A 13,824-nucleotide genomic window follows, 5' to 3' on the forward strand; every position below is an offset into this window, starting at 1 on the left:
GTAAGCGAAACTGAAGGAGGGGGCATCTTTGAAACCAGATGACCAGAAAAAGCTCGAATACGCGATCCGGGAAATTACGGAAATCGCCAAGGGATTCGGGCTCGACTTTTACCCGATGCGTTATGAAGTCTGTCCTGATGATATTATTTATACATTTGGTGCCTATGGTATGCCGACGCGGTTTTCCCATTGGAGCTTCGGAAAGCAGTATTACAAAATGAAACTGCAGTATGACCTCGGGCTCAGCAAAATTTATGAACTCGTCATCAACTCCAACCCCTGCTATGCGTTTTTACTGAATTCCAACAGCCTGATTCAAAATAAGCTGATTGTCGCTCACGTTCTTGCCCACTGCGATTTCTTTAAAAACAATGCCCGTTTTCAAAATACGAAAAGGGACATGGTTGAAAGTATGGCTGCCACAGCGGAACGGATTGCTGCCTATGATAAGCTCTACGGTAAGGAAGAAGTGGAGTCCTTCCTGGATGCGGTCCTGGCGATCCAGGAACATATCGATCCCTCTCTCGTAAGGCCGAAGCTGGCATGGTCGGTGGATGATGAGGAAAGCAGCGGAGAAAAAGCACTGCTTACGGAATATGATGACTTATGGAACATTGATGAATCCTCATCGGAGGATCAGCCCCGTTTCAAAAAGAAAAAGAAGTTTCCGCCTCGTCCGGAGAAGGACTTGCTCTTATTTATTGAACAGTACAGCCGGGAGCTTGAAGACTGGCAGCGGGATATCCTGACGATGATGCGGGAGGAAATGCTGTATTTCTGGCCTCAGCTCGAAACGAAGATCATGAATGAAGGATGGGCCTCGTACTGGCATGCGAGAATCTTACGTGAAATGGATCTGACCAGCGACGAGTCGATCGAGTTTGCGAAATTGAACGCAAGTGTTGTCCAGCCTTCCAAAACCCAGCTCAACCCCTATTACTTAGGTTTGAAGATCTTTGAAGATATCGAGGAGCGCTATGACAATCCTTCAGAAGAGATGAAAAAGCACGGCGTCGTTCCAGGGACGGGCCGCGAGAAGATGTACGAAGTCAGAGAGATCGAATCCGATCAAAGTTTTATCCGCAACTATTTAACGAAAGAGCTTGTCCGCCGTGAAGATTTGTACCTGTTCCAGAAACAGGGGCAGAAATATAAGATTACGGATAAAGATCATGAAGCGGTCCGTGATCAGCTTGTCACAATGAGAGTCAACGGTGGCTTTCCCTATTTAACCGTGCAGGACGGAGACTACGTGAAAAGCGGAGAGCTCTACTTGAAGCACCATTATGAAGACGTGGAGCTGGACGTCAGTTACCTGGAGAAGACGCTTCCTTACGTGTATCAATTGTGGGGACGCCCGGTGCATATGGAGACGAAAGTGGAAGGGCGCGATGTCATCTTCAGCTACAGTGGTAAAAAAGTTCAGAAAAAATATGTGTAAGTGTAAAACTGCTCTTGAAAAAGGGCAGTTTTCTTCATGAAAAGGGCGCTGCATCTGCTATAATAAGGAAATAATAAAACGTTTGCAGAAGGGGTGGCATGATGCGTAACGTCCGTCTTGCAATTCTGGGTTTTCTGGCTGTCCTTACGCTTGCGGTCGTGTTTTTCTTTGACAACCGGGAATTGAATGGTCTTACGAAAGACCGCCTGTATCCGATGATGGACGAGCCCAGGCAGCATCCTCAGGCGTTAACGAGCAAAGTCAGTGAACTGGGAAACGGCATCCTTGTTACGAAGCTTTACAGCCGTAATGATTCGTCAGGGTTGTATTTCGGGATGTGGTATAGAAACCAAGACGCGCTGATCGAGATGGAAGACGTGGACTGGCTGTTGGAAGACGGAGAAATTGAATTTCTCGTCAAAGCGGTGGACTCTAATGGAACGACCTATAATGCAGAAACCGAGGGCATTGTAGAAGGCACCTTCTCCACATTCCGCTATGTGCAGTTTGATGACTTTCATTATGATGACACGTTGAAAAACCTTCATGTAGCCTTCTACCCTATGAAAAAGGAAGAAGGAGAACGGACACCGCATCACCTTCCCCTGGTGGAAGCGGATATTGAAATAGAACCAAACATCCAGTAAAGACGGCGCATACCCTGTTGTTAGGAAGGTCTTCAATCCTTCTGTTTCAAGGGTGTGCGCCGTGTATTTTTCGTGTTGCAGAAAGATTTACAGAAGAAAGAACAAATGGTCCGCGTTTTCTGTTAAACTAGTTCTTAATCTGTAATGGAATGCTGAGGAGGTAAAGAATGACGATTTATAACCATATTTTGACGCAGGATGATTTTGTCGGACAGGATGAGCTGAGCTATCCGTTTGAAGAACGTGGGCTGCAGTTCGGGGATGGTATTTATGAAGTCATCCGTATTTACGGCGGCCGGTATTACTTAATAAATGAGCATGTGGAGCGGTTATATCGTTCCGCAGCAGCTATAAAAATCCAGGTTCCTTATAAGAAAGAGGACCTGTATGCCAAGCTTGACGAGCTGCTTGAGAAAAACCAGGTCACTGGTGATGCCAAGGTTTACCTGCAGATCACAAGAGGATCCGCTCCAAGGGATCATGTCTTTCCTGATGAGATTGAGGCGAACCTTTACGCTTATGTGAAAGATCTCCCAAGACCTGAGGAGAAGTTGAAAAATGGGGTAACCACCATTACACATGATGATGTACGCTGGGACTGGTGCTACATCAAGAGTTTGAACCTGCTTGGAAATGTTCTGGCTAAACAGGCAGCTAAAGAGAAGGACAGTTATGAAGCTATTCTTCATAAAGATGGGGAAGTGACCGAGTGCAGTTCATCCAATGCCTATCTGGTCAAGGACGGAAAGGTCTATACCCATCCAGCTAAAAAGAACATTCTTCACGGCTGTGTAAGGATGCGTGTAGAAGCTTTTTGTCAGCAGGAGAACATCGAATTCATTGAAGAAACATTTTCATTAGAAGATCTGCAGGACGCGGATGAAGTCTTCTTATCCAGCAGTACCTCTGAAGTCATGCCGATTTTAAAAGTGGATGAGCTGATCATCGCCGATGGAAAGCCGGGTCCGGTTACACGGACGCTTCAAAAGTGCTATGAGCAGGATGCAGGACTTCCGGAAGAGGCATGCCTCTTCTCTACAGCAGCAGCGGAATAAATGAAAAACAGCCGGCAGACGGAAGCGCTGCCGGCTTTCTTTGTGTGCTGTGGTTTTACGTATGCTATAATGCAGATGAAATCAAGGAAAGGGGCGGAAATCGTGCCGAATGTAAAGCTGGATTTAACGCAGGACCAATATGAAAAGCTTGTAGAAGCGGTGTTTCTTGGAACATGGATGGTCAACTCGACAAAAATGGAGCTGGATGAGCAGTTTGAGGACGTCCGGGAAGCCGTTCTGTCAAAATATAAAGAGGGCGGTCTGGAAGACAAGATTACGCACCATGAGCAGCTGGGTGTCCATGATCTTGATGTGGACTATGAATCCAGGCTGATGGATACCCATGTCGAGGAATATGACGAATTCAGCTTCTGGGACAAGCTGGTGGAAAAGCTCTCAGAGAAAGAACTGACGAACATCTATGGTCCGCTTGGCGATAAACTCACAGAAGAGCAGATGGAGAAGCGGATGGAAATCGAGGAAGAAATCGGACGGAAACTTGAAGAAACAGGGGTTACTCACTTAACTTTTGAAAAATAACCTCCCAAAAAAAGCGTGATGAGAGCATCACGCTTTTTGAGCGGCCTGTTTCTCGGAATCTGACCAGAGCCTGGCAATGGGACGGGCCCACTGGAAGGTCCATTGAATAAGCGGGCCGAGCAGAATCGCCACTATCAACGTTCCAAAGCCGACAGGAGCTCCCAGTAAAAAGCCGATTAATGCCATTCCCGATTCGGAAAAGATCCGGATGGAGCTTTTGGACTGATTGGTTTTCTCGTTCATGATCATCATGAAATGATCGAGAGGGATACGCGGGAACGGGGTGCGGAGGTATACCGATATCCCTACAGCTGTGGCGAGGAGGCCGAGGCTGAAGATGCCCCACTGGCCCCACCATACCTCTACATCCAGGTTTTCCAAAGATCCGTACAAAAACAGATCAAGGGTACGGCCGCGCAGGATGATCGGGATTAACGATTCATACTGCGGACGTTTCCGTTCAAGCCGCGCGTTGACGAGAAGAAGGATGATGAAGGCGGCAATCATCACGCTTCCGACAGTGACAGGTAAATGCATGGACAAACCAACGGCAATGCTGTCCCCCGGCCCTACACCGAGGCCGGATTTTATAATCAGGGCAAGGCCGAGACTCGACACGACCAGGCCCGCAACGTAAATAATGAAGAGAAAGAAATACTTCATGATCGGCTCCTTTGCACGAACACATTTGCTTTGTTCATCATATCGCTTGAAAAGTTCGATGTAAAGCAGAGCCGGCTTTGGAAGAGGGACAGGATCGGCTCCCTCTATCTATGGAAAGAAGAAGGAGGATATGACATGAAATATGCAGTCATTACCGGCACATCCCGTGGACTTGGGGAAGCGGTGGCAGAAAAATTCATGAAGCAGGGCGTCCACGTCTTAGGGATTTCCCGTTCAGGAAATGCAAAACTGGATGCTCTGAATGAGGAGAAAGCTGGAAGTTTTGAGCACATCGAGGCAGACTTGAATGATCCTGCCGATTTGAAGAATGTTGCAGCTGTCGTAAAGGAGAAAGTTTTTCATAAACAGTCGGAATACGTGTACGTTGTCAACAATGCCGGTGTGGTGGAACCGATTGAAACAGCAGGGAATCTTGATGCTGAAGCGGTGCAGAAGCACATGCAGATTAATGTGACAGCTCCGATCCTGCTTATTAATGAACTGCTTCCAGCAGCGTCCGAAGCCAGCGTCAAGCTTGGCATTGTGATGGTTACGTCCGGAGCTGCTGAAAAGAGTATCCACGGCTGGAGTGTGTACAGCAGCTCCAAGGCTGCATTGAATCGTTTTACAGAGACGCTTGCTCTTGAGCAGGAGGGCAGCGGCCATACAATTCTAGCCTTTAGTCCCGGGGTCATGGATACAGATATGCAGCAGGAAATCCGTTCTTCCAGTGAATCCGCGTTTGCCGATGTGGATAAATTCAAAAAGATGAAGGAAGAAAATGTCCTGCGTTCTCCGGAGGAAGTGGCTGAGGTGCTCATGAATCTACTGGGTCAGGAAATTACGAACGGACAAGTGTACCGCTTATACGACCTCGTTAACTAACTAAAAACCACCCTTGTACGGGTGGTTTTTGACTGTAGAAAAAGTCTGTGGAAACCAGTTAGAGTTGTCCATTTGTCGTGTGAAGGGTCACATTCCGCTTGTTGGTGAATGAATGCCGTGGGCACGCCCACAGCTGACGTCGCCTGCCCAAGTGGATCTTCGGCCCGTGCTGTTCCCGCAGGCATCACCACCGAACGCTCCTCGTACCGACGTTAGAATATAGAGAAGAGAGGTTGTGCCCTATGCAGGTGTGCAGATTCAAAAGAACGGCATGGGATGCGCTATGGCCGCTTGCGTGGAAAAGAAAAAGTGAAGGAACAGCGCTGATAACGGCTGCCTGCCGGAGTATGAAAAAGATTATCCTCCATCCAGCAAGGGTGAGCTGGGTGAAGGAGAGTCTTTTTCGATGTTAAATAACTCCCAAGGAGCGGTGCCCCTTTCGCTCCTGGCGGTAAGAAAGAAAAAAGTTTGTAAAGAAACAGGGGTTTCTGCTTATATAAAAGGATTTGTCTTTTCGTGGCCCTGTCCCTGATATGTGAATATCCACATCGGCTCACGACGTTCCCGGAGGCGTCACCACCGTGCGCTCCACGTGAGCCCAATAGATCCCGGGGCGGAAAGGGATTGGTGCTCTCCTGGTGGCTGTGGAAAACACCCCGCAGCTTTAAAAAACGGTTTGTTATCCGTGGAGACGGATGTTGACTTGGGTTTTTCCGGCCTGTATTTCTACATATCCTCCGATGGGAAAGGTGAAAATCGGGCTGGTGTGGCCGAAATCTGCTTGAACAATGACAGGGAGGTGAGCAAGCTCCGGTTTGCTTTCAATGACAGCGGTCAGTGTATCAAATTCCATATTTGAAGACGTTTGGAACCGGCCGATCACAATTCCCTGCACTTGATCAAAACCAGGCTGATGAATCAGCGACTGCAGGTCGCGATCAAAGGTTTCTGGATTGGAAAGCTCATCATCTTCCAAGAAAAGAACCGTACCGGCAAGCTCCGGCATAAAGGAGGTCCCCTGCAGCAGATTGAACGTACACAGGTTTCCTCCGATCAACGTGCCGGATGCTTTTCCCTCCTGAATGACGACGGGGCCTTGATTAGGGTAAAACGTACGGTCATCTTGATCAAGGTACCACGCATCATCACTCCAATGAGCGGCTGGTTCGATGTCCACAGGATCGTTTGTTGTTAACATGGTCCGGAAATGCTCCAGCGTATAGTCCAGACCTTTTTCCATTCCAAAAGTAGAAAAGTGTGGGCCGCTGTAAGTGACCAGACCTGTTTTATGGTAGATGCTGTTGGACAATGCTGTAATATCCGAATATCCACAGAAAATTTTGGGATGGGCTTTAATTAAATCATAATCCAATCGGTTCAGCAGCTGGTTGCTGTCGTATCCTCCCAATGTTGTAAGCACAGCTTTAACAGCCGGGTCCTTAAAAGCTTCATGAATATCCGAGATTCTGTGTTCCACAGGATTGGAAAAAAGCGTCGGTGCTTCTGCTGCGTATGTACTGAAGCTGGTTGTAAACCCCATGTCTTTGAAGCGCTGGCGAGCAAGCTCCTGCTGTTCGGGAGCAATGATGGACAAGCTTTTGGCTGGAGAGATGACCCGTATTTCATCCCCCTGGTTTAGTTTTTCAGGTATCATCAATAGCCCCTCCTTTTATGAATTATTTAAATATACCAAAGGAAGCGGAAGGTGTCTATAATTTGTTAATATTTTGAATCTTAAAGGAGAGCTGATTCGTAAAGAAGAAAAAGGGGGGGAGAGAACATGTGGGAAACCATACTCGGGCTTGGAGGCGTCCTTATCTTTTTCACCATGGTTTTTGTCTACCTTATACGAAATCCATTAAGGAAGCAGCAAAAGCCAAGCCTGCATCAGAAAAAACGGGATGCCTCGTTCTACGCACCTGGAATTATGGGAGCGGACAGCGGAGATGCAGGAGACAGCGGGGACTGATTCATAGAACAGAAAGGACGGAGCACAGCGGCTCCGTCCTTTTCTTGTTTATGAGGCTTTCGCCTGCTTTTTTGCTTCTTTATTGTTTTTCAAAAACATGTAAAGGGAAGCACCAAATATAGTGAAATAACCAGCAACACTTAGAAGGTCTGGAATCTGGCCGAACAGCAGAATGCTGATCAGGGCCGAATAAACAACCGTGGAGTAAAAGAAGATGGAAATTTCACGGGCTGGAGCGAATTTATAGGCAATCGTCAGACCGAATTGTCCGAGCGTCGCGAATGCACCGGCACCCAGCAGATAGGCCCACTGCCTGGCTGTCATCGGTTCATAGAAAGCGATCGTGAACGGCAGCAGGGTTACCGTTGTGAAAAAAGAGAAGTAGAACACGATGGTGTAGAATTTCTCTTTATCCCCAAGGACGCGGAGCAGCGTGTAGGCTCCTGCAGCGAACACCGCAGAAAACAGGCCGGCCGCATATGGGATGAATTCAAGTGAAAATGCCGGCTTGATAATAAGGAGCGTTCCTGCAAAAGCTACGGCAATGGCGATAAGCTGGTACGGTCTCGTCCGTTCTTTTAAGAAGATGGCAGAGAAGATAATTAATAAAAACGGGCTCAGTTTATTCAGCATATCCGCATCGGACAACACAAGGTTATCAATGGCGTAAAAGTATAGAACCATCCCGATGGTACCGAGGGCGGACCTGGAAAGCAGAAGCTTTTGATTTTCCTTCTTTCCGAACAGACGCTCTTTATTATAGCGTACAAATCCAAAAGCGATGACAGCGGAAACGAGGTTCCGGAACAGTGTCTTCTGCACGGTTGGGACGTCTCCGGACAGCTTGACTAAGGCAGCCATCATGGAAAAACCGAACGCTGATATGAGCAGTAGTACAATTCCTTTATTACGATTTGTCATGGTTGATGTTCCTCCAGTTGTTCTTAGGTTGTTCAAAAACACCTTTACCATCCTAATACAAATCAAGAGGGATGAAAAGCAGAATTGCTTCAATCCTAAAATCGAAGAGGAGTCGTGTATAATGGAGACAGACAAAATAGAGAAGGGACGATTGGTGTGATTTGTGCTCATCCCGTCATTGTTAAAACACGGACCATCCGTAATAATCAACAGCTTTATGAAGAAAGGGAGGAAAGCCTGGAATTATATGAGGATTCAGTCGTATGCCCGGATGAAACGTTCCAGCTTAAGGACGTCCATGATGTGTCCTACAAGGAATTTTCCCAGGGCTCGGGATTTCTTTACCTTCATACCATGAAAGGCGTGCGGACATTTTTAGTGAAAGAACATCCCCGGGCATGGATGGATGCGTTCAGGACAAACGTATGACGAACACCAGAATACCGTTTGATCTGACTCCGTCGGATGATCGTGGGATTCAGGTAACGGCAGAAGGGAGGCGCCTCTATCTCCGTGAGGTTCTCCCGGAAGACTGGGAGGAATTCCATCCCTACGCTTCAGATCCGGATACCGTTAAATACCAGCCCTGGGGGCCGCACACAGAAACAGACAGCAAATTTTTTGTCCGTCAGGTACTGATTGACGCCAGGCAGAAACACCGCTCGCGTTATGTATTTGCGGTTGTGGAAAAGGCCGCAGATCAGGTGATTGGAAATATTGAGTTGAATATCAAGGACTGGGATGGTGTCGGTGAAATTGGATTTATCATTCACCATCATTACTGGGGACAGGGATACGCGACAGAAGCCTGTCGTCTGATGCTGGCGTACAGTTTTGACGTGTGCGGTCTACATCGCGTTACAGCACTGAGCAGTCCGGAAAATAAAGCGTCCCAGCGGGTGCTCGAGAAAATCGGAATGGTTAAAGAGGGGACGCTGAGGGAGGATATTTTTGTGAAAGGCGCTTGGAGGGATTCGTCCGTCTACGCGGTTCTCCGGAGTGAGTGGAAAAAAAGAAAAAGCAGGCATTGATGTACATCAATGCCTGCTTTTCACTTTGCAGCGGATTCTTCTGTTTAATGATTGGATAGGGAAGCATCCGCTTTATGATGGACCGCCAGCTTTTTGACAAGCTGGGAGCTGTCTTTGTTGAGCCCGGCGATTTCTACTTCTTTGTCCTGTTCTCTGAACTTCAGGACAAGTTTATCAATCGCAGCTACGGCTGAGTCATCCCACACATGGGCATCAGTGAAATCAATCCGGACCGTATCGGCTTTTACATTAAAGTCGAAATGCTTCAGCAGGCTGTCCGTTGAAGCGAAGAAGACTTGTCCGGATACGTGATAAACAATCCTGCTTGTTGTTTCTTCAACATGTTCTTCGACGTGGACTTTGGAAATCTTGGACACAAAGAAGATAGCGCTCAAGATGACACCAGCCAGTACGCCTTTGGAAAGGTCATGGGTGTAAACAACGGTTCCAACGGTCACTACCATTACGACCGTGTCTGTGACCGGTGTTTTATGAAGTCTCGTCAAGGCACTCCAGTCGAAGGTTCCCACGGACACCATGATCATAATACCGACAAGCACAGCCATTGGAATCTGTACAAGAAGGTCATTAAAGGCAATAATCAATGTCATCATGAAGACACCGGCCACCAGTGTGGATAAACGGCCGCGTCCTCCTGAGGATACGTTGATGACCGATTGTCCAATCATCGCACATCCGGCCATTCCGCCGAACAGACCGGAAACGACGTTGGCCATGCCCTGTCCGCGGGCTTCTTTGTTCTTATCACTTACGGTATCTGTCATATCATCGACAATCTGAGCTGTAAGCAGTGACTCAAGAAGTCCTACAAAGGCGAGAGCCAGCGATATCGGGAAAATGATCTGCAGCGTCTCAAAGTTTACTGGAATATCAGGTACAAGGAAGATTGGAAGCGTGCTTGATAGTTCTCCCATATCTCCAACGGTCTTAAACCCGGCTCCTGTTGTTACGGCAATAATCGTCATGACGACGATGGCAACAAGCGGAGATGGGACAGCTTTTGTAAACCTTGGCAGGAGATAAATGATAGCAAGAGACCCGGCAACCATGGCGTACATAGCAAGTCCTGCGCCATCAAAGTGAATCAGCTGGGACGAGAAAATCAAGATGGCCAGGGCGTTTACGAAACCGATCATCACCGATCTCGGGATGAATTTCATGAACTGTCCGATTCTTAAGGCACCAAGAATAAACTGCAGGATACCTGTCAGAATAGTGGCGGCCAGCAGGTATTCAAGTCCGTGATCCTTCACAAGCGTCACCATAAGCACAGCCATCGCTCCTGTTGCGGCCGAAACCATTCCAGGCCGTCCCCCTACAAAAGCAATGACAACAGCGATACAGAAGGAAGCGTACAATCCTACCATGGGGTCGACTCCAGCGATGATAGAGAAAGCGATCGCTTCAGGAACAAGGGCCATGGCGACGACCATACCTGAAAGCACATCGTTTTTTACGTTTCCAAACCATTGTTGTTTTAATGTTTGTGTGTTCAATTGCGCACCTCTCTCTTAAATTTTGTCTGTATTACCCTTGGCAATACGTAATTCCGGCAAGAACGTTCAGATTATATCACCTATCGAAGGATTTACATAACCCCATGTAAGCGCATAAATAAACTTTTTTCTCTTTTATTCTTCAAATATCTCTATGAAACTCTTATTTGTCTGTAGCCGGGATTTTTTCTAAAGCGGGGGTTCCAATATATGGGGGAGGGTGCGTATCTTCAATTATTTACATGGGCTTCACATTCCATGGTAAAATGATGAAAAAAGGGGGAAGCGGTCATGTATAAAAACATATTGATTGCGGCCGATGGGTCTGAGCATTCCATACGTACAGCAGAACGAGCGGCAGAGCTTGCCGGACTGCAGATGGGAGCAAAGATCACCATCATTTATGTGGTCGATGTCGACCAGTCTAAAACCGATGTCCTGACACAGGGAGATAAAACAGTGATCGATCAGAAGAGGAAAGAAAGACTGGAGCCGATCGAAGACGTCCTCCAGGGGAAAGATATCTCTTACGAAATTGTCATCCGTCATGGAGAACCCGGGCCAACCATCGTTCATTACGCCAATGATCATGCCTTTGATATCGTCATCATCGGCAGCCGGGGATTGAATGCTCTTCAGGAAATGGTTCTTGGCAGTGTCAGTCACAAGGTGGCTAAACGGGCCAAATGCCCAGTTATGATAGTGAAATAAAAACAGGCAGAAGAGGCGGTCTCTTCTGCCTGTTTTTTGCTTACAGCAGGTTGTGGTAGCGTCGTTCTGTTAACTTCCTCATGGCCGTCTGCATAAGAAACACCAGCAGCAGAAAGATGATCAATAATGCGCCTGTTACCGGCCAAAGACCCTGCAGACTGTTGATATTCCACACAATCACTAGAATCACGCCGAAGACAAGGGCTTCAATGGCGAGGGGAACAATTCCGATGAAACGCCCCTTGAATACTTCACGCTCATCTGTCCAGTCCAGCTTGGGGCTGTATAGATCTACCATCACGCCGGCGGCAGAGGCAATCCAGCTTATGAGGAGGGACAGGATGAACCACGCTGTCCAGATTGACAGAGGGATTTTTATGACCCATAAAGCGGCTGCGCTCAAAATAACCAAGGAGATGGCATTCAGCAGATAGGCCGTCAGCATTTTACTCATGATTACCTTTGAAGGTGGAATAGGCAGATACAGATGATTGAACCAGCTTTTCCCATCCCTTGAAATCGAAGAGATGGAAGCGGGGTTCGATCCGAAAACAACTACTGAAAGACCGACAGAGGCCAGAATGACGAATTTTCCATTCATTTCTGCCAGCTGTGTGCCTGCTCCCCCTAGCGGTCCATCCATTTCCATGATGATCAGAACAATGGCCAATACAGGCAGAATCAAACTTTGCACAAAGACTTGGGTGAAAAAGGTGGGGGTGCGTAAAATCAACAGGACTTCTTTTCTGAAGAGACTGTAGATCAAAGGCTTTTTCTTCACATAAGCTTCGACTGTATCCTCAGTGAACGTGTTCCTTTTTCCACCGGATAAACCGAGTACGCCTTTGAAATAAAGCTTCTGGCCGATAGTGAAGAAGAGAGCAATCCCTCCTGCGGATAGTGCGGTCATCAATACGAGAAAAAGGATGCCCTGAATGGACGCAGGGGCGGCGAGGGCTGAACTGCTTATATAAGCAGTAGGGAAAAACTTCGTCACTAATCCGAGCAGGTCCCCCTGTTCGGCCGCCAATTGATACATATTCTGACTGCCGCCCTCCAGACGGATCACAACATTGATTCCGATAACAAATCCAAAACCAAGAAGTCCAGCAATGACTTTGCTTCGGTCCTTGTTTTTCGAGATATTGACAAAACGCATCATGAACATGATGGCAATGGCAGTCAAAACAAAGGGAAGCACCGGAAGCAGAAGCCACACAAGTAAGGCGGAGCTGTAATAAAGCAGTCCCGCACCGCTGTGGAGGCCGTAAAACGCAAGCCCGGGGAGCAGAATGACCGCATTCACCCCGTAAAGGGACAGAAATGGAACGGCTGCTTTTCCGGCTGCTATTTGATAAGGGTGAAAGGGGAGTGGTACAAACGATTCCACATCCTCTGCAAAATAAAAAGATGATAAAACCGTACCTATGCTGATAAAACAGTAAAAAACGGTCATTAAGACAAATAAAACCCCAAGGATGACCGCTTCACCCCCTGTCGGGCTGAAGGCGGCATACATGGCTGCGATCAGTTCGTTCAACAGTGTAAGAATCAACAGCCCGAAGGGGATCATGATGACTGCTAAGATGAGGTAGCCTGTTTTTTCTGCTGTACTGCGGTGAGCGAAGGATAACTGCATCTTCACCATCAACTTCATCAGCTTCCACGTGTTACTCATTTTGTGTCAGCTCCAAAAACAGCTTCTCAAGGTTGTTGTCCTCCTGAAACTGCTGCTTCATTTCTTTCATACTTCCTCTGAATTGAACATGTCCTTTGTTGATAATAGCCACCTCGTCACATAACTGTTCGACGACTTCCAGCACGTGGGTGGAGAAAAAGACGGTCTTTCCTTTGGCTGCGTGTTCCCGCATCATTTCTTTCAAAGTATAGGAAGACTTAGGATCAAGGCCGGTTAACGGCTCGTCAAGAATCCAAACATCAGGATCATGCAGAAGTACACCACTGACAACGATTTTCTGACGCATCCCGTGCGAATATGTATGAATCTGGTCATTCAGTGCTTCATAGATGTCGAAGCTTTTCGTTAAGTATTCAATTTTCTCTTTTCGGACGTTTGGCGGTACATCAAAAACATCTCCGATAAAATTCAAGTATTCCATTCCCTTTAACCGGAGAAAAATGTCTGAGCGGTCCGGAACATAGCCGAACTGATGCTTGGCTTTCATAGGGTCTGTGCTGATATCCACGCTGTTCATGGATATGGAGCCTGCATCCAAGGGCAGGATCCCCGTCATCATTTTGATCGTTGTCGACTTTCCTGCACCGTTGGGACCGAGAAAGCCGAAGATTTTCCCGTCCGGCACCGTCAAATCCAAGTCCTTGACGGCTGCTTTACCGGCGAAGTTTTTGGTTGCCTGCTTGATTTCAATCATTCCATCCCTTCCTTTTTCAGGAGCTTATGAATGGTATACGAACGGTAGCTT

At 47.4% G+C, this 13,824-nt stretch carries 15 protein-coding genes; 9 read left to right on the top strand and 6 right to left on the bottom strand.

Annotation, left to right across the window (positions count from 1 at the left end; translation table 11 throughout):
* Window positions 1–28: 28 nt before the first annotated feature.
* The 4 genes from QMA39_RS15600 to QMA39_RS15615 all read left to right on the top strand — a co-directional run bounded on the left by QMA39_RS15600 (window position 29) and on the right by QMA39_RS15615 (window position 3,683).
* On the top strand, window positions 29–1,441 hold the full coding sequence (locus QMA39_RS15600) for a SpoVR family protein (protein ID WP_027956593.1): 1,413 nt from the start codon (window positions 29–31) through the stop codon (window positions 1,439–1,441).
* Between the two features lie 101 nt (window positions 1,442–1,542).
* The gene (locus QMA39_RS15605; RefSeq protein WP_206936027.1) at window positions 1,543–2,088 is read left to right on the top strand and encodes a hypothetical protein; all 546 of its coding nucleotides are present in this window, start codon (window positions 1,543–1,545) and stop codon (window positions 2,086–2,088) included.
* Between the two features lie 167 nt (window positions 2,089–2,255).
* A complete protein-coding gene (gene dat / locus QMA39_RS15610; RefSeq protein ID WP_281659276.1) occupies window positions 2,256–3,143 on the top strand; it encodes a D-amino-acid transaminase in 888 nt (295 codons plus the stop codon).
* A complete protein-coding gene (locus QMA39_RS15615) occupies window positions 3,144–3,683 on the top strand; it encodes a hypothetical protein (RefSeq protein ID WP_281659277.1) in 540 nt (179 codons plus the stop codon).
* 27 nt (window positions 3,684–3,710) lie between these two features.
* Here QMA39_RS15615 and QMA39_RS15620 read toward each other — a convergent pair whose 3' ends face one another.
* Entirely contained in the window at window positions 3,711–4,346 is a 636-nt protein-coding gene (locus QMA39_RS15620) for a membrane protein (protein ID WP_281659278.1), read from the bottom strand.
* A gap of 135 nt (window positions 4,347–4,481) precedes the next feature.
* Between QMA39_RS15620 and QMA39_RS15625 the strand changes: the two genes are divergently transcribed.
* Window positions 4,482–5,231: a (S)-benzoin forming benzil reductase gene (locus QMA39_RS15625; RefSeq protein WP_281659279.1), complete on the top strand. Its 750-nt coding sequence runs from the start codon at window positions 4,482–4,484 to the stop codon at window positions 5,229–5,231.
* 679 nt (window positions 5,232–5,910) lie between these two features.
* Here QMA39_RS15625 and QMA39_RS15630 read toward each other — a convergent pair.
* Window positions 5,911–6,885: a S66 peptidase family protein gene (locus tag QMA39_RS15630; RefSeq protein ID WP_281659280.1), complete on the bottom strand. Its 975-nt coding sequence runs from the start codon at window positions 6,883–6,885 to the stop codon at window positions 5,911–5,913.
* Between the two features lie 126 nt (window positions 6,886–7,011).
* Here QMA39_RS15630 and QMA39_RS15635 point away from each other — a divergent pair, with 126 nt between their 5' ends.
* Window positions 7,012–7,200 carry a hypothetical protein gene (locus QMA39_RS15635; protein WP_027956585.1) on the top strand — a complete coding sequence of 63 codons (189 nt, stop codon included), beginning with the start codon at window positions 7,012–7,014 and terminating at the stop codon, window positions 7,198–7,200.
* A 48-nt stretch (window positions 7,201–7,248) separates the two neighbouring features.
* Here the strand turns inward: QMA39_RS15635 and QMA39_RS15640 are convergent, their stop codons facing one another.
* A complete protein-coding gene (locus tag QMA39_RS15640; RefSeq protein WP_027956584.1) occupies window positions 7,249–8,121 on the bottom strand; it encodes a DMT family transporter in 873 nt (290 codons plus the stop codon).
* A 114-nt stretch (window positions 8,122–8,235) separates the two neighbouring features.
* Between QMA39_RS15640 and QMA39_RS15645 the strand changes: the two genes are divergently transcribed.
* Entirely contained in the window at window positions 8,236–8,550 is a 315-nt protein-coding gene (locus QMA39_RS15645) for a hypothetical protein (RefSeq protein WP_242520525.1), read from the top strand.
* Entirely contained in the window at window positions 8,547–9,152 is a 606-nt protein-coding gene (locus QMA39_RS15650; RefSeq protein WP_244877775.1) for a GNAT family protein, read from the top strand. Before QMA39_RS15645 ends, QMA39_RS15650 begins: the two co-directional genes overlap by 4 nt.
* Window positions 9,153–9,196: 44 nt before the next feature.
* On the opposite strand, the gene QMA39_RS15655 is transcribed toward QMA39_RS15650, so the two are convergent.
* Complete coding sequence (locus QMA39_RS15655; RefSeq protein ID WP_027956581.1) at window positions 9,197–10,669, bottom strand: SulP family inorganic anion transporter; 1,473 nt, start codon at window positions 10,667–10,669, stop codon at window positions 9,197–9,199.
* Window positions 10,670–10,960: 291 nt separating this feature from the next.
* Here QMA39_RS15655 and QMA39_RS15660 point away from each other — a divergent pair, with 291 nt between their 5' ends.
* Window positions 10,961–11,380, top strand: a complete 420-nt coding sequence (locus QMA39_RS15660; RefSeq protein ID WP_027956580.1) for a universal stress protein — start codon at window positions 10,961–10,963, stop codon at window positions 11,378–11,380.
* A gap of 40 nt (window positions 11,381–11,420) precedes the next feature.
* Here QMA39_RS15660 and QMA39_RS15665 read toward each other — a convergent pair whose 3' ends face one another.
* Together QMA39_RS15665 and QMA39_RS15670 are read right to left on the bottom strand one after the other, a co-directional pair.
* A complete protein-coding gene (locus tag QMA39_RS15665) occupies window positions 11,421–13,058 on the bottom strand; it encodes an ABC transporter permease (RefSeq protein ID WP_281659281.1) in 1,638 nt (545 codons plus the stop codon).
* Entirely contained in the window at window positions 13,051–13,773 is a 723-nt protein-coding gene (locus QMA39_RS15670; protein ID WP_281659282.1) for an ABC transporter ATP-binding protein, read from the bottom strand. Before QMA39_RS15670 ends, QMA39_RS15665 begins: the two co-directional genes overlap by 8 nt.
* Between the last annotated feature and the right edge of the window lie 51 nt (window positions 13,774–13,824).

Source organism: Halobacillus sp. Cin3 (genome assembly GCF_947311855.1).
GTDB lineage: Bacteria > Bacillota > Bacilli > Bacillales > Halobacillaceae > Halobacillus > Halobacillus kuroshimensis.